Source organism: Fibrisoma limi BUZ 3, from assembly GCF_000296815.2.
Classification (GTDB): domain Bacteria; phylum Bacteroidota; class Bacteroidia; order Cytophagales; family Spirosomataceae; genus Fibrisoma; species Fibrisoma limi.
This window is the reverse complement of the sequence record NZ_CAIT01000005.1, coordinates 1-23672: the sequence shown is the minus strand read 5'-3', so window position 1 is coordinate 23672 and position 23672 is coordinate 1. Positions and strand designations below refer to the sequence as shown.

26 protein-coding genes are annotated in these 23672 nt (G+C 52.5%); 13 read left to right on the top strand and 13 right to left on the bottom strand.

Annotation, left to right across the window (positions count from 1 at the left end; all coding sequences use genetic code 11):
* Positions 1–55: 55 nt before the first annotated feature.
* Positions 56–526 (bottom strand): hypothetical protein, encoded by a 471-nt coding sequence (locus BN8_RS04900; RefSeq protein ID WP_009280705.1) that lies wholly within the window; start codon positions 524–526, stop codon positions 56–58.
* Between the two features lie 442 nt (positions 527–968).
* On the opposite strand from BN8_RS04900, the gene ispG reads away from it, so the two are divergent.
* From ispG to BN8_RS04885, 4 genes are all read left to right on the top strand, one after another.
* A complete protein-coding gene (gene ispG / locus BN8_RS04895) occupies positions 969–3032 on the top strand; it encodes a (E)-4-hydroxy-3-methylbut-2-enyl-diphosphate synthase (protein WP_009280704.1) in 2064 nt (687 codons plus the stop codon).
* Between the two features lie 106 nt (positions 3033–3138).
* Positions 3139–3327: a DUF6728 family protein gene (locus BN8_RS33540; protein WP_009280703.1), complete on the top strand. Its 189-nt coding sequence runs from the start codon at positions 3139–3141 to the stop codon at positions 3325–3327.
* Positions 3324–3674, top strand: coding sequence for an MmcQ/YjbR family DNA-binding protein (locus tag BN8_RS04890; protein WP_009280702.1), 351 nt, complete (start codon positions 3324–3326; stop codon positions 3672–3674). The genes BN8_RS33540 and BN8_RS04890 overlap by 4 nt, the downstream gene beginning before the upstream one ends.
* Before the next feature lie 62 nt (positions 3675–3736).
* Positions 3737–4291 carry a tetratricopeptide repeat protein gene (locus BN8_RS04885; RefSeq protein ID WP_009280701.1) on the top strand — a complete coding sequence of 185 codons (555 nt, stop codon included), beginning with the start codon at positions 3737–3739 and terminating at the stop codon, positions 4289–4291.
* A 102-nt stretch (positions 4292–4393) separates the two neighbouring features.
* Here BN8_RS04885 and BN8_RS04880 read toward each other — a convergent pair whose 3' ends face one another.
* The 3 genes from BN8_RS04880 to BN8_RS04870 form a co-directional block, all read right to left on the bottom strand.
* Positions 4394–5542: a DUF255 domain-containing protein gene (locus BN8_RS04880; RefSeq protein WP_009280700.1), complete on the bottom strand. Its 1149-nt coding sequence runs from the start codon at positions 5540–5542 to the stop codon at positions 4394–4396.
* Positions 5543–5553: 11 nt separating this feature from the next.
* Complete coding sequence (gene gldC, locus BN8_RS04875) at positions 5554–5904, bottom strand: gliding motility protein GldC (RefSeq protein ID WP_009280699.1); 351 nt, start codon at positions 5902–5904, stop codon at positions 5554–5556.
* 61 nt (positions 5905–5965) lie between these two features.
* A complete protein-coding gene (locus tag BN8_RS04870) occupies positions 5966–6727 on the bottom strand; it encodes a DUF4197 domain-containing protein (RefSeq protein WP_009280698.1) in 762 nt (253 codons plus the stop codon).
* Positions 6728–6823: 96 nt separating this feature from the next.
* On the opposite strand from BN8_RS04870, the gene BN8_RS04865 reads away from it, so the two are divergent.
* The 3 genes from BN8_RS04865 (at position 6824) to BN8_RS04855 (ending at position 10193) form a co-directional block, all read left to right on the top strand.
* Entirely contained in the window at positions 6824–8077 is a 1254-nt protein-coding gene (locus BN8_RS04865) for a competence/damage-inducible protein A (protein ID WP_009280697.1), read from the top strand.
* A gap of 78 nt (positions 8078–8155) precedes the next feature.
* A complete protein-coding gene (locus tag BN8_RS04860; protein ID WP_009280696.1) occupies positions 8156–9580 on the top strand; it encodes a dihydrolipoamide acetyltransferase family protein in 1425 nt (474 codons plus the stop codon).
* An 85-nt stretch (positions 9581–9665) separates the two neighbouring features.
* Positions 9666–10193 (top strand): 5' nucleotidase, NT5C type, encoded by a 528-nt coding sequence (locus tag BN8_RS04855; RefSeq protein WP_040005455.1) that lies wholly within the window; start codon positions 9666–9668, stop codon positions 10191–10193.
* A 68-nt stretch (positions 10194–10261) separates the two neighbouring features.
* Here the strand turns inward: BN8_RS04855 and BN8_RS04850 are convergent, their stop codons facing one another.
* From BN8_RS04850 to BN8_RS04810, 9 genes are all read right to left on the bottom strand, one after another.
* The gene (locus BN8_RS04850; RefSeq protein WP_009280694.1) at positions 10262–11068 is read right to left on the bottom strand and encodes an acyl-CoA desaturase; all 807 of its coding nucleotides are present in this window, start codon (positions 11066–11068) and stop codon (positions 10262–10264) included.
* Between the two features lie 102 nt (positions 11069–11170).
* Positions 11171–11830 carry a DUF4159 domain-containing protein gene (locus BN8_RS04845; protein ID WP_009280693.1) on the bottom strand — a complete coding sequence of 220 codons (660 nt, stop codon included), beginning with the start codon at positions 11828–11830 and terminating at the stop codon, positions 11171–11173.
* A gap of 96 nt (positions 11831–11926) precedes the next feature.
* On the bottom strand, positions 11927–12640 hold the full coding sequence (locus BN8_RS04840; RefSeq protein ID WP_009280692.1) for a 16S rRNA (uracil(1498)-N(3))-methyltransferase: 714 nt from the start codon (positions 12638–12640) through the stop codon (positions 11927–11929).
* 24 nt (positions 12641–12664) lie between these two features.
* Positions 12665–13144, bottom strand: coding sequence for a hypothetical protein (locus BN8_RS04835; RefSeq protein ID WP_009280691.1), 480 nt, complete (start codon positions 13142–13144; stop codon positions 12665–12667).
* A 25-nt stretch (positions 13145–13169) separates the two neighbouring features.
* Complete coding sequence (locus tag BN8_RS04830; RefSeq protein WP_009280690.1) at positions 13170–13952, bottom strand: LytR/AlgR family response regulator transcription factor; 783 nt, start codon at positions 13950–13952, stop codon at positions 13170–13172.
* The gene (locus BN8_RS04825; RefSeq protein WP_009280689.1) at positions 13949–15022 is read right to left on the bottom strand and encodes a sensor histidine kinase; all 1074 of its coding nucleotides are present in this window, start codon (positions 15020–15022) and stop codon (positions 13949–13951) included. Before BN8_RS04825 ends, BN8_RS04830 begins: the two co-directional genes overlap by 4 nt.
* Before the next feature lie 207 nt (positions 15023–15229).
* Complete coding sequence (locus tag BN8_RS34005) at positions 15230–16300, bottom strand: sensor histidine kinase (RefSeq protein WP_229367739.1); 1071 nt, start codon at positions 16298–16300, stop codon at positions 15230–15232.
* Positions 16301–16503: 203 nt separating this feature from the next.
* A complete protein-coding gene (locus tag BN8_RS04815; RefSeq protein WP_009280687.1) occupies positions 16504–17034 on the bottom strand; it encodes an outer membrane beta-barrel protein in 531 nt (176 codons plus the stop codon).
* Positions 17035–17424: 390 nt separating this feature from the next.
* Positions 17425–19323, bottom strand: coding sequence for an AAA domain-containing protein (locus tag BN8_RS04810; protein ID WP_009280686.1), 1899 nt, complete (start codon positions 19321–19323; stop codon positions 17425–17427).
* A gap of 523 nt (positions 19324–19846) precedes the next feature.
* Here BN8_RS04810 and BN8_RS04805 point away from each other — a divergent pair.
* The 6 genes from BN8_RS04805 to BN8_RS04785 all read left to right on the top strand — a co-directional run bounded on the left by BN8_RS04805 (position 19847) and on the right by BN8_RS04785 (position 23649).
* Entirely contained in the window at positions 19847–20416 is a 570-nt protein-coding gene (locus tag BN8_RS04805) for a cupin domain-containing protein (protein WP_009280685.1), read from the top strand.
* 7 nt (positions 20417–20423) lie between these two features.
* On the top strand, positions 20424–20558 hold the full coding sequence (locus tag BN8_RS33745; protein WP_009280684.1) for a hypothetical protein: 135 nt from the start codon (positions 20424–20426) through the stop codon (positions 20556–20558).
* 200 nt (positions 20559–20758) lie between these two features.
* A complete protein-coding gene (locus BN8_RS04800) occupies positions 20759–21466 on the top strand; it encodes a porin family protein (RefSeq protein WP_009280683.1) in 708 nt (235 codons plus the stop codon).
* A gap of 225 nt (positions 21467–21691) precedes the next feature.
* Positions 21692–22168: a cupin domain-containing protein gene (locus BN8_RS31540; protein WP_009280682.1), complete on the top strand. Its 477-nt coding sequence runs from the start codon at positions 21692–21694 to the stop codon at positions 22166–22168.
* Between the two features lie 106 nt (positions 22169–22274).
* The gene (locus BN8_RS04790) at positions 22275–22796 is read left to right on the top strand and encodes a hypothetical protein (RefSeq protein WP_009280681.1); all 522 of its coding nucleotides are present in this window, start codon (positions 22275–22277) and stop codon (positions 22794–22796) included.
* A 211-nt stretch (positions 22797–23007) separates the two neighbouring features.
* A complete protein-coding gene (locus BN8_RS04785) occupies positions 23008–23649 on the top strand; it encodes a VOC family protein (protein ID WP_009280680.1) in 642 nt (213 codons plus the stop codon).
* Positions 23650–23672 lie beyond the last annotated feature (23 nt).

Genomic DNA, 23672 nt, shown 5'->3' with positions numbered 1-23672 from the left:
TACTGATTTACAAAAGTTAGTAGCATATTTTCAGCAATACGCTGAGCGTTTACTATCAGCTTGCCGCTTGATTTTTAGGCCGGCGTCCACGCGGTTTCGGTACGCGTGGTTCATCTGAAACCTCCTCTAATCGTAGTTCATAACCGGTTGTACCTTCTTCATAATCAAACGGCTTTACCGAAAACCCTAATTTATTTGTGGAGTAGTCGACGCCTTGTTTCTGAAGAATGCCACTCAGTGGAATACCATACGTACGTCCTACTTTTGACAGCTCAAACGTGTTCTCGGTGTCGTCAGAAGTTGGTATCAGGTACAATGATTTCAGCTTTCGTTTTCCCTGAGGTGTACCAATTTTAAAACGAGCTTCGGACGGATTAAGGCCTAATCCTTCGATGGTTTTAAGCGGAAAAACCAATTTACCAGCGCTGGAAACAGATCCTTTTAATGGCTCTGCCTTGACCACTTTTTCGGGTGCAGGCAGCTCATTGTCAGACGGCGAGAAAAAATGAAGAGGTTTATTTTTCATATTAATACAAAGCTGTTTTTTGAGTGTCAATACAAGATTAAGAAAAGAATTTTAGAATGCACAATATAGAGTCAAATAATGTAATTAATCATCACTAATTACATATAAGGTAATGAAGACTGTGCAAACGGTAATCACATACAAAATGCAATTATTGACGATAAGCAATTATTGACTGTTTTATCATAAACGGTTTACATGTTTATTTATAGAGTGATTTGACACAGTTTCAAATAAACATTTCGCGCCAGTTTAGATAAACTTAACAGGCCAATAAATTGCGGTTAAATTCCCTCACAATTTCTATACCAATGCACAATTTCACCCTTTGTTTATATCTATAATTTAGCGAACAATTACAAGAAGCCTACTGTTTTACCCTTAAAAGGGTAGCTACTTTTTCCGTACCTTTGCTTTATACATCGTCTTTGCTGATAAGCACATGCTCGATTCACTGCAAACGCCAGTAACCCCGGTTGACAATATCAGTTTGCCGGTTCTTTATACACCTTCATTAACGGAATACGTTCGCCGTAAAACCATAACCGTAACTATTGGCGACGTTCCGATGGGTTCGGACTACCCCATCCGGGTGCAATCCATGACGACCATCGATACCATGGACACGCTGGGTTCCGTTGAACAAACCATCCGCATGATTGAGGCCGGTTGCGAATACGTTCGCATTACGGCTCCCAGTGTGAAGGAAGCGCAGAACCTGGAAAACATCCGTAAGGAACTGCGGGGACGGGGCTATACTACGCCCCTCGTTGCGGATATTCACTTCACACCCAATGCTGCCGAACTGGCCGCCCGGATCGTAGAGAAAGTGCGTATCAATCCCGGTAATTACGCCGATCGGAAACGCTTCGAACATATTGAGTATACAGATGCTTCCTACGCGGCCGAACTCGACCGGATCCGCGAAAAATTTCTACCGCTGGTTCGCATCTGTAAGGAATACGGTACGGCTATGCGCATCGGCACTAACCATGGCTCGTTATCGGACCGTATCCTGAGCCGCTACGGTGATACGCCGGTTGGGATGGTGGAATCGGCGCTGGAGTTTCTGCGCATCTGCGAAGACGAGAACTATTACAACATCGTGTTGTCGATGAAGTCGAGCAATCCGCAGGTAATGGTTCAGGCATACCGACTACTGGTTCAACGACTGGATGAGGAAGGACTGAAGCCGTATCCGCTGCACCTGGGGGTTACGGAAGCAGGTGAAGCCGAAGACGGTCGTATCAAGTCGGCCGTAGGGATTGGTACGTTGCTGGAAGATGGCCTGGGCGATACCGTCCGCGTATCCCTGACCGAAGAACCCGAGCGCGAAGCACCGGTGGCCAAAGCTCTGATCGATCGATATACACACCGGGCCAGCCACAGCGCGCCTATCCCGGCCGTTACGACCTATCCAATCAACCCGTTTCAGTACACCCGCCGAGCTACGCTCGAAACTGCCAACATTGGCGGTGGCAACGTACCGCGTGTCATTGCCGATTTTAGCCACGTACCTGTGACCGACCATGAGGTGTTGCGGCCGATCGGGCACTTTTACCTGCCTGTCCCCGACAAATGGCGGATGAACGACCTTGGCGCGGATTATATATACACGGGTTCGCAACCGGCGCAGTTTATGTTGCCCAACGGGTTGAAGGAAATCCTGGATTACGCCGTCTGGCAGACGGTAGCCGATCAGGTTAACACCTTTCCGCTGCTGACGGTCGACGAATACCTGAACGGTAGCGACCGGCATCCCCGACTGAACTTTGTGCGGGTGTCGCTGAATGATTTACTGCCTCGTCAGATCTTCGGTCAGCTAACCGACTTATCACCTCTGACAGGAACTGACTTACTGAACGCTCTACAAAACGACCGAACCGTTGTTCTGTTAGCGCAAACCGACAACGCCCATGCCATGCCCGAACTGCGCCGGCTGTTCGTCGAACTGATCAACAACGGTATCACGACACCGGTTGTGATCCAACGGAGCTATCCGGACGTACCATCCGAAGACATTCCTCTCTTTGCGGCTACCGACCTCGGCGGGTTGCTGGTTGATGGGCTGGGCGATGGCGTGATGCTCTCTCCTGCCCTTACTCAAGCCGAACCTCCAACACCAGAGAATCTTAAATCGCTCAATAACCTGGCATTCGGTATTTTGCAGGCAGCCCGGACACGTATTACAAAAACCGAGTACATCTCGTGCCCATCGTGCGGCCGTACGCTGTTTGATTTGCAGGAGACAACGGCCATGATCCGCCAGCGTACCGATCACCTCAAGGGTGTCAAGATCGGCATCATGGGCTGTATCGTGAACGGCCCCGGCGAGATGGCCGACGCGGATTACGGCTACGTTGGTATTGGGCGGGATAAGATCGCGCTGTACCGTGGCCAGCAGGTGATCAAAAAATCAGTTCCGGCCGATCGGGCGGTTGATGAGTTGATCGAGCTAATTCGCGAAGACGACCGCTGGATTGAGCCGGAAGTGGTAGCGTCATGATCTGAGCCAGCCTGCTCAGCCTCCAAAATTACCGTAAAATAGTTGCCTGAGGAGGGAACAATATGCCTAAACAGTTCCTTATCAACCTGTAGCAACACCAAAACCTGTGCGTAGAATAAGTGATTATTTCAAGTTGGGCGAAGTTTTCCGGTACTTCCTGCGCGTTTTCCGCAAGCCGGACCCCAATCGCCCAACAAGTGTCAATTTGCGCATGATGCATGGCATTAACCGAATCTCCATCATCATGTTCACCATCTGTCTAATTGTGATGATTTTTCGCGCCTGTACGCGATGAACAGCGAAAGCATACGAGATTATTGTATAGCAAAACCGGGCGTCACGGAATCGTTTCCATTTGATGATGTGACGCTGGTTTTCAAAGTGGGTGGTAAGATGTTCGCCTTACTGTCGCTGGATAATCAGCCTACGACGCTGGCGCTTAAATGTGATCCGGAGCGAGCCTTACAGCTTCGCGAAACGTTCTCGGCTGTGCGCCCCGGCTATCACATGAATAAAACGCATTGGAACTCCATTACGCTGGATGGTAGCATCCGTACAAATCAGGTCCAGGAATGGATTGACCACTCCTACGAACTGGTAAAGAAAGGATTGCCGAAAGCCGTACGGGAGCAATTAAACTGAGTAACGCACTTGTCTGCCTGCTGGCAAAATGCGTAATTTGAGGTTCTAAACCAGACTGAGTTATGGAAGTTGCGCTGTTAAGTCTGCTGTTTATCCCTTATTTGGTTATCCGCTATTACCTGACTGATCACGACACTCCGTCCGACAAGGATCTCAAGCGTTTTCAGAAGGGTATTAAGCTGATCAAAAGCCGGCATTTCGTTGAAGCCCACCGGTTTTTCGACGAAGCGGTCCGGCAGTACCCGAAATCGGCGGTTGCCTACGCCTATCGGGGTAAATGCCAGCTTGCCCAGGAAAATTACTATTCAGCCATTTACGATCTCACCCAGGCCGTCAACCGCGACAACACCCTTGCCGACTGTTACTTAGACCGCGGTATTGCTCACTACCACGTCGAACAGTATAACGAAGCGTTCCGGGAGTTTGACAAGGCCGTCTGGCACTTCCGCGACGAAAACCCGGATGCCTACCGCTGGCGGGCTTTAGCCCGTATTCAGGTTCGACAGCTCCCGCAGGCCGAGAGTGATCTGCGCCGGGCCGTATCGCTGGGCGACGAAAATTCATTCCACCTCCTCTGCCAGCCGCCGTTCACCCGGCCGGTATACCAGCAAAAATAAGATACAGTTTTCGGTATACAGTTTTTGGTGGGTGGCACTTGGTGATGCTGCCAGCGTTCCTATCTGTAAACCGAAAACCGTATATCAAAATCCGTAAACCGCTTACCGTCTGGCCTGCGTCAATTCTTTTGACCGCTGCGCAGCTTTCTGGGCTTCGTCCGCTTTTCCGCCCCTGCGGTACGCATTCGCCAGCTCCGCATACAGATCAGCCTGTTCCTTAACCGATGGCTTTAATGTAAGGGCCTTGTTAATCCACTTCACCACTGTCGGTACGTCGCTGGCGTCCGGACTGTTCCGGTTAAACAACCGTGAGATGTACAGGTATTCAGGCACTGTCAGCGGATTGGTAGTGGCCTGCGCATCCATGCGCTCGGTTGCTTTAGCCGTCTGATGCGTTCTGAAATAGGCATTGACCTCCGGCAGAAGCGTACGGTTAGCCGCCACCCGGGGTTCGATACCCGCCTTCACCAGTTGCTGCTGAATCTGCAAAATCTTGGCTGGCGGATACTGGGCACCCCGGCCGCTGTACAGCGACGACATCAGGATGTTCTCAGCCACCCGCAGCGTTGGTTCTGCGCCGTAGGCTTTCCGATACGTATCGAGGTGCGCCATCATGTACTGAAACATAGGGTTTTCGTAGTCCAGTATCAGTTTCTGCAACACCAGCCAGTTCGTCTGATTAGCGAACGTAGCCGGGTTCTGCTGTTTGGCGTAGTCGTTCATAGCCGCCATGCCAGCTACGGTGTCGCGGGTGACCCGGGCGTACATTGCGTAGTCAATCAGGAAATTGGCTGCCCGCTCGCCCTGCTGGTACCGCGCCTTCATAGTCTGGCTCCGGGCCTGGGGGTTCAGGGCGTTGGTACCGTGGCGGATCACTTCGTCGGTGGAGTTATTACTCATCGCGAAGTGGATCAGGTTCTGCTGGGGGTCGAAATACAGAAACAACGGCAGCGACGGCACAAACAACTGGCGTCGGTCCAGAAACTGCTTCGTGGTCGGCAGGCCAATGTCCAGCTTTGTGCTGATAAACTTATCATTGTAGAACCGGCCTACCCGGGCATCGTTCAGCGTTGGCACGAAGCTTTCACAGACGTGACAGGTAGGCGAGAAAACCTCCACAAACACCGGCTTTCCCGTCCGTCGGGCCTCCTGAAATACCTTGTCCAGCGGAGTCGCCCGAAACTGAATACCGGCTTTCTGAGCCACGGCCGCCTGAACGGCCAGGAAAAACAAAAACACTACTTTTTTCATACAAGCGACGCTTACTGTTGTTGCTTTTGCGCCCGAATCTCTTCCTCCAGTCGCTTGCTCAGAATACGGCAGGTATTTTCGATATCGGTCGCCATGCGCTGATCGCCGGTGGCGCTGACGGCTGTATCAGCGATACCACTCATGATTTCGATCAGGAAGCGTTTCATATCAACTACCTCCATATCCTTCGTCCAAAGGTCAATTTTGAGCGTACTGTTGTGATAATGATCCCAGAGCGCAATCGCAATGGCCCGCGTGTCGCTCAGCCCTTCGTTGGGGTTATCGGTTGCATCCCAGTAAATTTTATCGGGAACACTCTGGTCGTCTAATTCAACGCTGAAATGGATGTCAGATTTTCTCATACAAAAAAATTGCCAACGTGTAATACGTTGGCAAAGTTAACGCCTATAGTCGAAGGGATTGCTATTGTCGGTTAAACACCCGCTTCAGAAGCTCCGTTACGCGGGCCTGCGGATTTTCGCGAATCTGTTTTTCTTCCTGCGCAATCAACAGAAAAAGGCCATCTACAGCCTTGTTGGTGGCGTATTCCGTCAGGTTCGGGTTGGCTTTCTGAACCAGTGGCAATCTGTTGTAGGTGGTCACCAGATCAGTGTAGTAGCGGGTCGCCTTGTTCTGCGCCAGTGCTTTATCGACAATGGGCGTAAACTCACGAACCAGTTCAGCACCCGACGTCCGGCGCAGGTACTGCGTAGCGGCATCGTCCTGCCCCCGCAGAATCCCTACCGCATCCTGAATAGTCATCTGCGTAATCGCTTTGAGAAATACAGGCTTCGCTTTTTTGGCCGCATCCTCGGCGGCACGGTTCAGCGACAGTTCGAACTGATCGACCTGCTTATTAAACCCTAATTGCCGCAGCCGGGTCGCTACGCGCTGGGCTTCGGGCGGAAAAGCGATTCGGATGAGCGGATTTTTAAAATATCCGTCGACTGCCGACGCCTGGTCGGCCCCTTTGCCGGCCCCTACCTGTAAGGCTTCCTTAAGGCCCTGGGCAATCTCGGTTGCCGACAGGTTACCCTCTCCGCCGGTGGCGGTCGTAATTACTTTTTCGAGAAATCCGCCCAACCCATTGCGTTTTTGCGGTTGAGTCTGGGATGAATCCTGGGCCAGGGCCGGTTGGATAAAGAACGAGGCCAATACGAAGGCCAGCCACATCTTCCTGTTCATGCAATACAACGTTTTTACGTACTTTTGATCGCGTTCGGAGGCAAACGTTTAAAACGTGCTTCCTTGATTAATACAGGCTTCAGCCTGTGCTACAGTATGACCAACATTATACGAGCCGAAGTGGTTACGATCGGCGACGAAATTTTGTTCGGGCAAATCACCGACACGAACACCCAGTGGATCAGCACCGAGCTTACAAACATTGGCATCCGCACCGTCCGCAAGTCGTCGGTGGGTGATCAGGCCGAGGCCATTCTGGCCGTTCTGCACGAAGCCCACCAGCGCGCCGATGTCATCATTCTGACGGGGGGCCTTGGACCAACCAAGGACGACATCACCAAAAAAACGCTTTGCGATTACTTTGGTGTCGGGCTGGTTCGCAACGAGGAAGCCCTGGCCCTGGTCACGAGTTTTTTTGAGAAGCGGGGGCGCCCCATGACCGACCTCAACCGCGGTCAGGCCGATCTGCCGGCCAATGCGGTGTATATTCAGAACGATTGGGGTACGGCGCCCGGTATGTGGTTTGAGCACGGCGGACGAGTGTACGTATCGTTGCCCGGCGTTCCGTTTGAGATGAAAAACCTGATGACCCACCGGATTCTACCCCGGTTGCAGGGCCATTTCAGCACGCCGGTCATCAAACACAAAATCATCCGGACAGTCGGCATTGGCGAGTCGTTTCTGGCTGAACGGATCGCCGATTGGGAAGACAACCTGCCCCCTCATATCCGGCTGGCGTATCTGCCCAGCTTCGGGCAGGTGAAACTCCGGCTGACGGCCACAGGCCAGGATACGGCTCAGATTGACCGCGAACTGGCCGAACAGGTTGATAAGGTCATGCCCCTTATCCAGCAGCATGTGTTTGGTTTTGACGACGACGAACTGGAGGTTGTTGTTGGTCGATTGCTGAAAGACAGGAGCCAGACGCTGGGCATTGCGGAAAGCTGCACCGGCGGATTTGTGTCAGCTCAGATAACGAAAGTACCCGGCTCTTCGGCTTACTTCTGGGGCAGCGTCGTTAGTTACAGCAACTCCGTTAAGATTAGTCAATTAGGTGTTAAACCTGAAACCCTGGAGCAGTTTGGGGCTGTCAGTGAAGAAACCATTCGGCAAATGGCTGAGGGCGTTCGGAAAACGCTCGGAACCGACGTTGGCATCGCAACCAGTGGTATTGCCGGACCAGACGGCGGTACGCCCGACAAACCCGTCGGTACGATCTGGATTGCCTGCGCGACAGAACAGCGTACGGTGACCCGCCTGCTCAGACTTGGGAAGTATCGCGACCAAAATATTCAACTCACCAGCACGTATCTGTTAAATTTGCTCCGCGAAGAACTCTTAAACCAATGACGAAGGGTAAAGCCTGAACATCAACTCCCTGCATTCGTTCATACTTTATCACTCATCATTCCTTTTATTTAACAAACAATGGCACTCATCGACATGGTTATGCCCAGAATGGGCGAAAGTATAATGGAATGTACGGTCATTTCATGGCTCAAAAAGCCCGGCGACCGTATTGAAACCGACGAATCTGTACTGGAAGTAGCTACCGACAAGGTGGATACGGAGGTACCGGCTCTGCACAACGGCATCTTGAAAGAAACGCTCGTCAACGAAGGCGATGTCGTAGCGGTAGGTGCCCCTATCGCTCGGATTGAGGTTGATGCCACCGTCGCCGAGGAGTCTAAAGAGCCTGTTCCAGCCCAAGCTCCCACAGTTGACCAAGACGAACCGGCAGCCGCGGAGTCCGAAGTACACGAAGTCGCCCGGGAACTGGAAGCCAGCATCTCGTCAATGAGCAGCCACGACTCTGAAAAAGCAGTGGCGGCCTCCGCTACGTCACTCACGACCGATGCCCCTATTTATGAAAATCGGTTCTACTCGCCCCTGGTGCTGAATATTGCCAGAGAGGAAGGCATTGCGCGGGCTGAACTCGACCGGATACCCGGCTCTGGCACCGGCAACCGTGTGACCAAGAAAGACATTCTGACCTATGTGCAGCAGCGGCAGGAGCAACCAATTCAGGCACCCGTAACGACCGAACCAACACCGGCTCCTGCTGCGCAGCAACCGGCTCCTACGAAGCCCGAAGCCACGCCAGGCAGTAATGGGCAGGTTAAACCGGCTACGTCGCTGAATGGCCAAACGGACATTATCCAGATGGATCGGATGCGCAAGATGATTGCGCAGCGTATGGTCGAGTCGAAGCAGATTTCGCCCCACGTCAGTTCGTTTGTTGAGGCTGACATGACCCCAGTTGTACAGTGGCGCACCAAGATCAAAGATCAGTTTAAGCAGCAGACCGGCGAAAACCTGACGTACACCCCCCTGCTGATCGAAGCGGTGGTGAAGGCCATCCGGGATTTTCCGATGATCAACATATCGGTCGACGGCGACAACATCATTGTCAAGCGCTCAATTAACATCGGCATGGCGGTGGCCCTACCGAGCGGCAACCTGATCGTGCCGGTTATTCACGATGCCGACCAGTACAACCTCATCGGCCTGACCAAGAAGGTGAACGATCTGAGCAAACGCGCCCGCGAAAACAAACTCACCGCCGACGATCTGGCTGGGGGTACATACACCGTTTCGAACATCGGTACGTTCGGCAACGTAATGGGGACACCGATCATTTTGCAGCCGCAGGTGGCCATTATGGCGTTCGGCGCAATCGTGAAGAAGCCCGCCGTGATCGAAACGCCACAGGGCGACCTGATCGGCATCCGGCAGTTGATGTTCCTCTCCCACTCCTACGATCACCGCGTCGTGGATGGATCGCTGGGCGGTCAGTTCGTTCGGCGGGTTGCGGATTATCTGGAGCAATTTGATATAAATCGAACTTTATAGACGTTGGATGCTGGATGTTAGCTACCAGACCTGCTCCAGCCAAAAGTCTGATAGCCCACGTTCAATATCTGCAATTCTAACACGCATGAAACAACGCATTGCCATCGACATGGATGATGTCATGGCCGATACCCACGCTAAGTTTGTAAAATTGTATCTGGAAGGCGAAGCGCCCCGTTACACACTGGAACAGCTGAAAGAAAAGTCATTCCATGAGTTGTTCGACGAAGACGAGTATCAAACAATTTCCCGACGCGTTTACGAACCGGGTTTCTTCCGCGATATTCCGGTAATGGAAGGAGCGCAGGCTGTTATCGCTGAACTGATGCAGAAATACGACGTCTTTGTGGCGTCCGCAGCCCAGGAATTCCCTAATTCGTTACGTGAAAAATGGGATTGGCTTCAGGAGCATTTCCCGGCCATCTCGTGGCGCAACTACATTTTCATGGGCGACAAGAGCGTACTGAACACCGACTTCCTGATCGACGATCTGCCTCGCAACATCCGTACGTTTCAGGGGCAGGGTCTGTTGTTTACGGCTCTGCACAACCGCGACGAAACCGCGTACCAGCGCGTTAATAACTGGCAGGACGTAGCCGCCGTTCTGTTATAGATAATTCATATCGACAAAAAAGGGAGCCCGGTCGAGCTCCCTTTTTTGTCGATGATAAGTCGTATTCTTTATGCTTCCACTTCTTTGTTAACAACGCGATCATGGCCAACTTCCTGCTGGGCCTGACTGCTTTGCTTCGGTGCCCGTAGCTCGATAATGCGCAGCTTGTGCAACACTTTAATAACCGGGTAGGTGGGGTCAAACTCAAACCACTTGGCTCCGAAGTTAGCCGAGTTCGGCCGCTTGTGGTGGTTGTTCTGGAACAATTCGCCCAGCATCAGTACGTCCAGCATAAGCGAGTTTTTCGAGTGGTCGTGGTTATCGAAGTTCGAATAACCGTATTTGTGGCCGCTCCAGTTTACGATGGCACCGTGAATAGGCCCCATCAGGAAGTGAATCGGCAGCAGGAAGAAAAACGCCCAGTGCATATCCAGGTAGATGTACGCAAAGATGTAGAACAGGCTATAGAGTACTCCCCAGCCAATTCGTGATACCCACGAATCACCTACTTTCTCCATCCAGTTCCAAACGGGATAGTTGCGATCGAACTGACGTTCGACCGGCTGCTTGCGGTGCAGTACCGCATTGTAAATGTCTTTCGTCTTCCACATCATCGTGAACACGTTCTTCGTGTGATGCGGAGAGTGGGGGTCTTTGGGCGTATCGCTGAACGCGTGGTGCATCCGGTGCAGCACAGCATAGGCCCGGGGGCTCAGGTACGACGACCCCTGCGACAGGTACGTCAGGAAATAGAAGAACCGCTCCCAGAATTTGCTCATTGAAAACATCTTATGAGCCGCGTAGCGATGCAGGAAGAATGTTTGGCAAAACAGAGAGAGGTACCAATGCCCAATAAATGCAGCCAGTACAATCACAACGTAATATAGTTAAAGTGAATAAAAGACAGACTTAGAAAATCTATACAAAACTAACGTTTTTCGCGCGGTTTTGTATTTCGACAACCGAAAAATACCAAACTAATTTATGGTTGTCGCGTATTGGAGCAGATTGGCGCCCATTCGCAACGCCTGCTGCCGAACGGGCTCAGGGTCATTATAAACACTCTGATCCTCCCAGCCGTTGCCCAGATCACACTCGTAGCTGTAGAAACACACCAGCCTCCCCTGATAGATCAGGCCAAATCCCTGGGGTGCTTTACCATCGTGCTCATGTACTTTCGGTAGCCCCGTGGCAAACTTATACTTCTGCTGATACACGGGGTGGTTGAACGGCAGTTCGATGAAGTTCAGCTCCGGAAATACCTTTTTCATTTCCCGCCGGATAAACTTGTCCATCCCGTAGTTGTCGTCGATGTGCAGAAAACCGCCCGACATCAGGTAGCGACGCATATTCTGGGCCTCAGCGTCTGAAAAAACCACGTTGCCATGACCGGTCATATGCACAAACGGATAGTTAAAAATATCAGGACTACCCGGCTCCACAATGTCTTCTTCGGGGAATATATTCATCCGGAGATTCGCATTGGCAAACTTAATCAGGTTCGGCAGCGATGTTTTGTTGGCGTACCAGTCGCCCCCGCCATTGTATTTCAGTTTAGCAATTTTGTAGGCATACTGCGCCTTGGCCGTAGCCAGCGAGACAAACCCGATTATTAGTAAGCAAATTAATTTTCTCATCTCTTCTTTACCGCCGACTACGCGGATTACATCAAACAAAGCAACACGGAACTGAAGTAGAATTGGTAGACCCAGTGTAATTGGTGGCAAACCTGTTTACGTATTCAATATAGTCAAAATTTGGCAAGCTACCAGTGCGGCCGTTTCTGTTCGTAGCCGGTTTGCCCCAAGCGTTACCATTCGGAATCCGGCTGTCGTAGCTGCCTGCAATTCCCGTTCCGAAAAATCACCCTCAGGCCCAATCAACACGGCATACTCTCCACCCGAGGTGGCTGCCCGCAACAGATGCGCTGGCGGTTCGTCCGTATCGGCTGACCGCTCCGGCAGGTGAGCTATAAACCGCTCACCCTCGCCTATGGTTTTCAGTAAGTTATCGAATGAAACAGCTTCATCGATCTGAGGCAACCAGCTTTGCAGCGATTGCTTCATGGCGGCTACGGCAATTTTCTCCAGGCGCTCCAGTTTGAGCACCCGGCGCTCGGAATGCTGCCCGAAAAAAAAGCTGATACGTTCGATGCCTACCTCAACGGCTTTTTCGACAAACCACTCTATGCGATCCAGATTTTTGGTTGGCGCTACGCACAATCGGATGGAGAATGGACGCGGAGGGGTGCTTTGCTGACCGGTTATCCGGAATGCACACTGCCGGGCATCGGCTTTTGTAATAACGGCTGAAAACCGGTTTCCGTGCCCATCCGTCACGGCAATGGTGTCGCCAACACCCAGGCGCAGGGTTTTGACCGCATGGCGGGATTCATCGTCGGTCAGGTAGGGAACCGTCTGGACGTCGGGTTGATAAAACAAATGCATACTCCCCCAAAGATACGGCCAAAACTAACGGGCCGGATTGACCCCAAGGTAGGAATAAGCCGCAGCAACAGCCAACCCCAGCCACGACTTGCCCGAAGCGGTCAGGGCAGGCACTACGTCGGCATGCTGCATATAACCGACAATCAGCGCAGCCAGGCCGCAGATCAGCCACACGATCACGTAGGCGACTGAAACGCCCGTAACGACGTTTTGGGTAGTTTTAGTCAGATCTACCGGCCGAATTTTAGCGGTCAGCGCCAGGGCGGACGGCGGATCGTCGGGTTTGGTCACGGCCAGTACGGCCACTACCAGGGCAGATACAAGACCGCCCACCAGGTTCAGGATGGTTGTAAAACCCTCGGTCAGGTTTGGCCCGTACTGGCAGGCCGAATCTGGCCCGGGCTGCACCAGACATTCGACCGTAATGATCGCTACGATGGTCGCGTAGGCGTATAATCCCAGCAGCAGAATGGCAATGATGCCTCCAAAGATGAGTCTGGCCATGGACGTAGAAAACAGGCTGTACGGTCTACTTTCCCATCCACTTTTTGAAATCGCTCACCTTCTCACGGCTCACGATGGCTTCCTTCTCGAACGCAGGCCGGAGCGTTAAGGCCAGTCGGTTACCAAAATACGGTTGCATCTGCTCCACGGCCCGGTGGGTCAGGATCAGCCCCCGGTTAATGCGGAAAAACTGGGCTGGGTCGAGCGCGTCGGCCAGTTCATCGAGCGTGTAGTCGACCAGGAATTTCTGATTGTTGTGCGTCCGGAAAAAGCTGAACCGTTCGTCGGTATAGAAATAAGAAATATCACCGGTTTCAATCGAGAGCAATCGCTGCCCCTGCCGAACCAGAAACCGCTTGCGATACTCTTTCGGCTGTTGCTGCAATTGCAGTTCGCGCAGTAGCTTATCCAGATTCAGGGGCTGATTGGTGGCTTCCTGCGCCTGGTTGCGGCCGTGCAGGTCGTAGAATTTTTTCAGACTACGTTGCAGATCTTCGCGCTGGATGGGCTTCAGGAGGTAATCGATGCTGTTGACCTTAAATGCCTGGAGCGCGTATTCATCGTAGGAGGTCGTGAAGATGACCGTACTGCGCACATCGACCCGCTCGAATATCTCGAAACTCTGCCCGTCGGCGAGTTCAATATCCATAAAAATCAGGTCGGGAGCAGGGTGCTGGTTCATCCAGTCAACCGTATCTTCGATGCTGGCTGTAACACCCGCAATGTCGAGCGTCGGGTCGACTTCCTGCACCAGTTTTCTCAGTTTACGAACCGCCAAATCTTCGTCCTCCACGATTAATACATTCATACAGTTACAGGTGATAAAAGGGGTAAAACAACGGTAAAGTAGCCGCCGTCGTCGCTGACGGTCGGTTCGGTTTGGGTCAGCAGACGATATTTAGCCGAAATATTCGCCAGCCCAACCTGATTCGAAGCAACCCGAACGGACTTCCGCTGAAGGTTATTACGAACCTGAAGGTATCCGGACTCGTTCACTACGATATCAATGATGAGCGGACGACCGACGTGGATAACATTGTGTTTAACGGCGTTTTCAATCAACATCTGAAGCGTCAGGGGCGGTAACTGATACGTTTCATACGGTGCTGCTACGGATACGTTCAGTTGAATACCAGCCCCATAGCGGGTTTTTAACAGGTGATAATACGACCGGGTAAATGCCAGTTCCGTTTCCAGCGTCGTCAGTTCGCCCTCGTTCGTCTGCAACAGGTAGCGATACACTTTGGACATCTCATCGACAAACTCTTCGGCCTTCCGGGGTTCGTCGGCGATCAGCGATGAGAGCGAGTTGAGGCTGTTGAACAGAAAATGCGGATTTACCTGGTTCTTGAGGCTTTCGAACTGGCTTTGCAGATTGGCTTTTTTCAACTGTTCTTTTTCGAGCATGTTTTCCCGCCATTTGTTGAGCGAGTATACGCTCTCGTACACGCCCACCGAAACGAGATTAGCCGCGATATTAAACAGCATAACCCGCTTCAGAATGGTAGGGTGAACAGTGTACCCGAACAGGTGGAAGTGGTCGTATAGCCAGAGCCCCCCCAGAATGGCAACGGGCGTGACCAGCAGGAACACCAGCAGCAGGAGCAGCACCCGCTGGCCCGTCTGCCGCAGATCCGGATACCAGCTAACAACACTCTTTGTCAGGGAATCGAGCGAGAAATGACACAGAACTCCAATGGTCAGGTTTAACGCAGTAGCTCCCACAAACGTCCGCCAGTCGGCGAGGTAACGCGGCCCCAGCAATAGATAGCTCACCAGCGGAATGAACCACGGAAACAACAGCAGCATATGCCATTGCATCCGGGCATTCAGACTGAGCCACCAGGGCACCCGTTGTTTGGGAGAAAGTGTCATCATGAAACAGCTACCGGTTCAGACCGGCTGATACGTAGTCGACGTGGTAAAGGTGGTAAATTACTATCAATATGGGCCGATTCCACGTCAATACTTACCGAAACGTCCTTTCCGTAACGCGTACTGAGTAAATGCGCGTACGAATGGATAAACCGCAGTTCATAAAAAATTTTCATCAGCTTTCGGGATCAGGGCTACTCGGCTGGGTTGTCAGGAGGTCAATACGCCGGAAACGGTAAGTAAAGGCAGCGTGACCCCGAAATTTACCTCCGTCTGTTCAATCCCGATTGGGGTGGTACTCAGTAGCCGATATTTTGCCATCAGGTTGGCCAGCCCCGACCGGTGGGTTTCGAACCGACGGGTCTTTCGCTGGACGTTATTAACCACCTGCAACTGGCCCCCGGGCATCGTGCGGATCGAAATGTAAAGCGGTTTGTCGGCCAGCATAACATTATGCTTGATGGCATTATCGATCAGCACCTGGAGGCTTAGCGGTGGCAGACTGCTTTCCAGATACGCCGGATCAACCACCTGCTCAACCTGCAGGCTGTTTCCGTGCCGGGTTTGCAGCAGATTGATATAGGCCGTGATGAAATCCAGTTCCGTCCGGAGAGGGACTAGATCCCGGGTATTGGACTGCAACAGATAGCGGTAAACCTTCGCCAACTGATCGACAAACTGTTCGGCCCGTTCGGTGTCTTCGCCGATCAGCGATGAGAGCGAGTTGAGGCTGTTGAACAGAAAATGCGGATTGATCTGATTCTTGAGCGTATCGAACTGGTGCTGGAGAGCCTCGCGTTTAAGCTGTTCCGTTTCGGCCTGGTTCTCGTGCCACTTCGTGTAGGTATAAAGCATCGTCAGCGTCAGGCACATCGATACGTCGAACACAAGCCCCAGCGCCCAGATTGGTTTCACGGTTTCCCATGAAAACCGGACGCCGGTCAGCGGCACCAGGCTGTACACCCACACGTCGAAGAGGGCCAGCAGCGCCGTTACCAAGCCCACCAGCACCAGCATTACGAACGTCCGGGGCAAGGTCTGCCGCACATCCGGATACCACCGGATCACGCTCCGAACCACCAGCGTCAGCAAAACGATTGATATCCAGTATAAAACGAAGATAATAGCCGTTCCAACCAGACACACCCGGGTATCGTCGAAGTAACGCGTTCCGATGAAGTAGTAGTTGCCAAGTGGAAACAGCAACGGCATCATCAGGACGTGGTACCACCACTCCGGTTTGGAAAAGAAAAATAGTGTTCGGTTAATGAAAACGTTCATGCTGACTATTATCAAACTTAACAGGAATCGGCAAAACATCCTCCCAATGGAATGTATGAATTGCGTATCAGCCTGAATGAATTGAGGATAAAACCTGATGAATTGTAGTCCGTTTGTCACAACGGTCATAGACGTAACAAAAAACTCCCCGGCGACAGGGTCGCCGGGGAGTCAGCCTTCTATCCAAACTCTATGTAGTATTTTTAGAATTTTGCGCTCAGGCCGAGTTTCAGGGCTGCGATCCCGTAGCCTACCTCGCCGAACACCCCAAGTTTTTCACTGAACCGGTAGCGGCTACCGATGTGCAGCCCCAGGAACAGACCGCTGTTATACGGGTTGTAGTAGTTGTCTGAATAACCGGAGTTGTCCTTATACGAAGCGGCCCGGAAACCCAGCGATACCCCAGCGTATGGGTCAAATTTGTCGTTGCTGATATTGAGCAGTTCACCGGCATGGTACGAAGCCCGGGCACCAATGTACATAAACGTGTAGTTCCATTTGTAGCCACCGTAGTTGTAACCGTAGCGGGCGAAATCGAACGAACCGCCAACGCTGATCTGGTCAGTAATGCCCTTCTCGAATGATGCGCCGATGGGCAGTCCGCCGGCCGTGTAAGCCCCCAGACCGATACCGACGTTCAGGAGGTTATCGCCGTTCTTGTACGACTGGGCAAATGAGCTGGTAGCAAATGCGCTCAAAAACAGCGCGGTAGCGAAAGTAAGTAGTTGTTTCATTGTAGTTGTTGTTGGTTAAAAAGAGGAAGATTCTGTCTTGTTTTTTGTGCTTGACGATACAAAGGTGGTGGGTGAAGCGTCCGTCTGCTATGTAAATTCGCACCAAGTGCTTGCTTTCCTGTATGAATTGTTATCTGACGCCTTTGAACCGGCGGAAAAGGTCAGAAAAAACAGGTGCGACTGCGCGTACCGGGAACACCCCGACTACAATCGCGTTAAGAGCCATTGAAAAATTACCCGTTCAGACTACGTGACTAACCAAAACCTCTCGCTTTTTCAAGCATGAAAATGAGGCTTCCTTTCGACTCTGCCAGACCGTATGGCTGTCTCTCATGTAATACCGACAAACGATGCAAATAGTCCGTCAAAGCAACGTACCGACAGGTGCCCTCACAGCCATTCCCAGGCGCTTTGGTAGGTATCGAGTGCTTCAGCATACGCAATGAAGTCGGCGTAGAATGGAAGCCCCGCCAACGTAGCGCTGTCGCCGACAATGACCAGTTTCTTACGAGCCCGCGTCATCGCGACGTTCATGCGCCGGATGTCGGCCAGAAAGCCAATATCGCCGTCAGCGTTGCTGCGGACCATCGAGATGTAGACAATATCCCGCTCCTGCCCCTGAAAACTGTCGATGGTGTTCACTGAAATCACGTGGCTATAGGGCTGTAACTCCGGAGTGTTCGCTATCTGTTCTTTCAGAATGGCAATTTGTTGTTTGTAGGGCGAGATGACGGCGATCGTCGGGAAGTCCTGCGGTTTGTAGTACGTACTAAGGTCCGCTACGAGCTGGGTCAGGTGTTTTACCAGCAGGGCTGCTTCGTCGGGGTTGGTGGAACTGGTGCCGTCGAGTTTCTCGTCGAAACCGCAACCAGCCGTATCCACAAACACCAGCGACGTATCACCGTCGAACAGGGTATGGCGGGCTACCGACGCGTGGGCCTTCAGCTTTTTCTCGTAGAACACCTCCGAGGAGTAGCCCATGATGTGCTCGTGCATCCGATATTGCTCATCAAGTAAAGAAACCGCTTCGGGGTGCATGGCTATACATTTTTCGAGCAGGGTCTCACTCAACCCGCGCCGGGCCGCTTCGGGCGATTTGATGGTCGGTGGCAGTTGGCAATGATCCCCGGCCAGCACGACTTTCTGCGCTTTCAGGATCGGAATCCAGCAGGCCGGTTCGAGCGCCTGACCGGCCTCGTCGATGACGACGGTATGGTACGTCAGATTCCGAACGGTGTGGTGGTTGGCCCCTACCAACGTAGCGGTGATCACCTGAGCCCTGGCAATGAGATCATCAATGACGTACTGCTCCGAATTAGCGACGTCCTTCATAATCCGGTGGGCCTCGTCGAACAGGGCTTTTCGCTGCTCACGTTCGGCCTTCCCGAACTGACGCTTGTATTTATGGGCCATGTTTCGGAACTCATTCGCCTGTTTCTTCAGCTTCTTGGCCTCCTTCATATACGGATGTTCGTTCACCTTATGATCGAGCGTGAGCGCCATCAGCCGTTCTGACACCCGGGCCGGGTTGCCCACCCGCAGTACGTTCAGCCCCTGGTCGTGTAGTCGCTCACTCAGCAAATCGACGGCGGTGTTGCTGGGCGCGACCACCAGCACTTTCTGATTGGCCTGCCTGATCAGCGCTTTGATGGCCTGCACGATCGTTGTGGTTTTGCCGGTGCCCGGCGGGCCGTGAACAATGGCCAGCTCGTTGGCCGACCGGATCTTGTCGACGGCGGCTACCTGGCTCGGATTCAGTTGGGGCAGGGAAAGCTCTGCTACCTCAGACCGAAACGTTGGTGATTGTTCGCCGGTCAGAATATTAATGAGCCGATGGTCCGATTTCCGGCTCAACGTACTGGCCGTTTTCAGAGCCTGCTCCATTTCATCATAGCTGTTGTCGTCGAACAGCAGTTCCACGCCCAGCTTTCCGTCCCGCGACCAGTCAGGAAGTTCATCCACGCGCAGGGTGAGTTTAAGCCGATTGCCACTCTGGTGTGAAATGGTGCCTTCTGCACGATCATTTTTTGGATCGTGATTACTGAACAGGACGGCGGGCATGCCGAAACGAAACTGATGCGGAATCTCCTGATGCGTCGTGCGTTCGAGTTCAACAGTCAGGTAATCGCCCCGACCTAGTTCAGAGCCGCGAATCGCGACTGGATACCAGGTCATGCCATTGGCCCGGCGTTCGGTAATGGAGGTGGTTTCGGTGAGTTTTCGGTATTGATTCCGGTCTTCTTCGCGTTCGAGCTTTAGTAAATCAAGCAGATTTATAAAATAATCCATGTACAAAGATCCTCATTTTACTGTCAATCCTTAATCTGACTTCAACGATCAGGTTTCAATCAAAGGCAATTGACATGTACTAGTTTGCAGAGTGCTGTATGTGCTTGCATCTGGTTTGATGCTTGTAGCTTTTCTGCTCAAAAAGTCCCATCTTATTGGCATAAACAACGCAAAACAGGCCGGCAGGTACACATTTCGTACGGCCAGATTGCCCATTCAGCGGCAATACGTGGCACTTCATACCAATTTAGTTGATCCGCCTGCCCGCAATACGGATGTTTGCATTCATCTCCCGGCTACATGGAGGTGTTCTGCACGGTACCATCAGCCATAACGTATAGCCCGAAAGGTGCACGGATAAGTAAAATTTTTTTCACTAAATGATGATAAAATTGAAGCTAATCCGAAAAAGAAGGCAGGATGATCTGCCGACGCAGCCGTAACCAGTGCAATATTTTTTTGACATCGTACAACCCATTTCATATAAAAAGACTCTTTACGTTTAGCCAAAACGCTCCACATCATGGTTACTCATGGAAGACACGTTCTGAGAACAATCCGCAACCCGGCCGCCCGGGACTACATTACATTCATCGAGACCAGCAGCGAGAGCCAGGGGCGTCATACGTTGCTTGAGGTTATTCTGCCCCCAAACGGGAACGTACCAGCCCATGCCCAGCACCAGCATGAGGAGACGTTTACGTGTCTGGATGGGGAATTGACCCTCCTGATTAACAAACAGTTTGTTCACCTGAAGCCCGGCGAGTCGATAACCATACTGCCCGGAACGCGGCATCGCATCACGAATCGGTCAGCTCAGACCTGCCAGTTTCGGTGGGAGATCGCTCCCGGCTGTCCTAATTTCGAGCAATCGATCCAGATTGCCTACGGGCTGGCCTGCGATGGTCAGTACAGCCACCGGACGGGCATTCCGAGGAGTCCGCTTGCGATGGGCTATCTCTACACACTCGACGATTCGGGACTACCCCGCTGGTTGTTTCTGGCGGCCCCGGTTATGCGCTGGTTATCCCGCAAGGCCATAGAAAAAGGGGTTGCCGCCACCCTGCATCGGCGGTACGTTATGATCCGCTAACAACATTATGCAACTGCTCATACTTAAACTTCGCCGGTGGATCGGCCGGCTTACCGGCTACCAGCCCGCTTATGCATCGCCTTCGGAGGCCTATCAGTTCTCGAACCTGGAGGAGATGTCGCAACGTACGTTCATCATGTAAGCCGCCGGCACACCGGCAACGCTTCCATTCCATTTCGCCCGGCTTCGGTCCATCCCGACGGCCGGGCGTTTTTGTGTTGCAACTGACACCGCAACTACCGCATTCCAACCAGCGGTTATACCAGTTCGGACAGTCGGCGGTTGTCCATCTGTCACCAACCCGGCATCTTTGGTAGTATAACTAACTCCTTACGCCATCCAATGTCTTTTCGCTCAACAGTACTCGCGGTTTCGCTTAGTTTGTCAGCCCTTATCCCCACCCTACCCTGCCAGGCGCAGTCGGGCAAGAAAATGTCAATAGGCCTGAAAGTCGGGGCTAACTTTTCACAATTAAACACCCTGGAGTTTCGAACACCCCGACTCATGGAGAACGGCATGCCGGTGCTGTCGGGCGGGCAGGTCGTTTATGACTTTTTCCAGTCGAACAACTCACGCACGACGGGAATTGTCGGAGGGGTATTCGTACGGCTGGGCAACAAGGTTTTCCTACAGCCGGAGTTGCTGCTATCGTCGAAGGGGGGAACATTTGACCTTGTGCAGACGGGCCTCATGACCCAGCAGGTGAATGTCAAGTTTACTACGTTCGACATTCCTTTGCTGGTAGGCTTCCGGCTGGGTCCCCTGCGGTTCAACGCCGGTCCCATCGCTTCGCTCACGGTTTCTGAGAATAACAGCCTGAAAGAGGCTTTCAAGCAATATACGACCCAGTCGATTGACAAAACGGCCAAACAGGCGGTGTTTGGCTACCAGGCCGGGGGTGGCCTTTCACTATTGGGCTTGCAGCTCGACCTCCGTTACGAAGGCAGCCTGTCCGATTTCTCGTCAGTCGGTTTGAAAACGCCCAGCAACGACGCCCGCTTCACGGGTAAAACAAGTCTCTGGCAAATCACAGCCGGTTTTGCGTTCTGATCGCGCCCGAATGTCATCTCACATTCACCAACAGCGACCACGGTTTACCGTGGTCGTTTTTTTATGGCTGTCGACTTCAGTGCTCCAGTCTAAGTCGCCTGGTTACCGCGAAAACTCGTTTCATCGGTCCGTTTTTCCGGTTGACTGGAGTGGTCCATAGAATACGCGCCGTAGCGCCCCAACTTTGAGCCATCAACCAAAACACAGACCTCTATTTTAACAGCCATGACAACTGAACTTTCACAACCTATTGCCCAAACCGGCGCTATTCGGTACTTCAGCGGGTACCTGATGCGTGTACACGTTAGCAACGAGCAAACCAACGGCGCTTTCTCCCTGGTCGAATTCAACATGCGTCCCGGCTCTGAGCCACCCATGCACATTCACGAACTGGAAGACGAAATGTTCTACGTCAAGGAAGGCGTGCTGCGCGTAACGGTCGGCGACAAAACCATCGAGGCTACCGCCGGTCAGACGGTGTTTCTGCCCCGCCAGGTTCCCCACGCCTACAGCGTCATCAGCCCGACGGCCAACATTCTGGTGTATATGACGCCCGGCAACTTTGTCAACTTTTTCTATGAACTGAGCGAAGAAGCTACGGAAGCCATCATGCCGCCGAAACCCGAAGGTCCCATGCCCGCCGAAGTCATGAACGTATTCCTGGAAACATCGACCCGTTACGGCATCAAGTACGTGCACTAATCGAGTTTCAGGTTCCAGGTTTGATGACACCCGGTGTCTGAATATCAAACCTGGAACTTACAACCTACCCGATTGAACCAATAACAACCAACAACAAATACACAACATGAACCGCACATCAACCCTCACCCTCTGGTCAATTCTGCTTGGCCTGCTCCTGTTCACAGCCGCCTGTGACAAAACGAAAGACGGCGTTGAACCGCAACCCGGCCAGCCCGGCAACGGTACGTCAGCCCCCAACTTTGTGGGCAAAAAATGGCAGATGACTGCTTTCACGCTCGATCCGGCCATCGACCTCGACGGCGACGGCAAACTTGATTCGGACCTGACCAGGTTCCTCCGCCCCTGCGATCTGGACAACACCGTTACGTTTGAGCGGGGCGGCAAGATGACCGGCGATGCCGGCCGGCTCCGCTGCGACGACGATTCAGACCCGAACCCGGTCAAACCCAGCACCTGGTCATACGACGATCAATCGAAAAAACTACGCATCATCGACGGCGAAAACCCAACCGACGTATCGGAATGGACCGTCGTTGAATCTTCATCCAGCACGCTGAAGGTAAAGGTATCAATCACGGAAGACGGGCAGGCATACGCGGCTTTCATGACCTGGAAATCAGTATAAAACCATGAAACGATTCATTCAAATCCTTCTGCCCAGGCCCCGCCGGCGGCCTGTTCATCGGCCGAAACCCCGCACGCAGGTGTGGTGGGGACATGAATAAGCGCGAATTGACTTATATTGTCATGGATAGTCACCTGTCGTACGCTCAGCCAGGGCGGGCAACCCACGCAACGACTACGCCTGACGGTAGCCACAACCAATATGACCAGCCATGAAAATCGTACGACTTGAACTCGAAACTAACGACCTTTTGGCTACGCAGCAGTTCTACGCGCACCAGTTGCTGCTGCCAATGGTGAGCTATACTTACTGGAGCGCTACGTTCCGGGTAGGCTGGAGCGAACTGGTGTTCCGCCAAACGAATAAGCCTGTCAAGCCGTACCATTTTGCGTTCAACATCCCGCTTTATTCGCTGGAGCAGTACCAGAACTCGTTTCAACTGCCGTATATCGACACGAGTCCGTCGCATTGCAAAGTGGCTTATTTCCCGAAGTGGAAAGCCCGGGCCGCCTACTTTTTCGATACGAACGGCAACCTCGTCGAGTTCATCGAACGGCAGGATGCAGGCTTTATCGAGCCGGCCGAGGATATCTTTCAGGGCATCAGTGAAATTGGACTAGTAACGAACGACGTACCGGCTACCACCCGGCAACTGTCGCGGCAATTCGGCATCGGGCAGTTTCTGAAAAGCCAGCCAATGAACGACTTCAACGCTATCGGCGATGATTATGGTCTGTTCATTCTGGCCAAAACCGGCCGCAACTGGTTGTTTACCGATGTGCCTGCCGCTCAGCAGCAATGCAAGGTGGTGTTCCAGACCGACGGTGAGCAGACGCATTCGCTACGTATTTGATCTACACATTACCCCCACAAAAA